We start from the raw sequence: 664 nt of genomic DNA on the forward strand, positions 1-664 counted from the left end.
TGTGGCAAGAAGTACAGATGAAGACGGTAACGAAGTCATCAGTCAGTGCGGACTGAATGAAGCATTGGCAAGAGTGGCAGCGGTAACCGGCAAGGCAACGGATAACATAACCCAACAGCAGGTAAATGAACTTTGCTCTGTTCTGCGTTTTGGAATGGCAAGCGCCGGAGATGACGGTAATACATATATGGGACCGGTGCCGGGAGCATATTCCGATGCGACATTTGCAAAACTTATGGAGGAGGCGACAAAATATATCGGATACCCGTATGTGTGGGGCGGCTCAAGTCCCTCAACATCATTTGACTGCAGCGGTTTTGTGTGTTGGTCTTATACACATTCGGGAGTATATAACCTGCCGAGAACAACGGCGCAGGGGATATATAACCAGTGCGCAAAAATTTCAAAGGCAGACGCAAAACCGGGAGATTTGGTGTTCTTTACGAGAACGTATGTGTCAAGTGAACCGGTAACACATATCGGTATATATGTGGGCGAAAATCAAATGTTACATTGCGGAAATCCGATCAAGTATGCGTCAATAGAAACCGACTATTGGAGCAGTCATTTTTATGCTATGGGCAGACTGCCAATCGGCAGCGGAGAATAGAGAGGAGGCATTATGATTACAGAAAGTATAAACAGAGCCTATGAAAATCTTGCA

1 protein-coding gene is annotated in these 664 nt (G+C 45.9%); it reads left to right on the top strand.

Annotated features, from left to right (window positions below; translation table 11 throughout):
- Nucleotides 1-610 (top strand): C40 family peptidase (locus H8706_RS12250; protein ID WP_262432860.1); only part of this gene is annotated, 610 nt, incomplete at its 5' end.
- Nucleotides 611-664: the final 54 nt, after the last annotated feature.

Source organism: Qingrenia yutianensis (assembly GCF_014385105.1).
Lineage (GTDB): Bacteria > Bacillota > Clostridia > UMGS1810 > UMGS1810 > Qingrenia > Qingrenia yutianensis.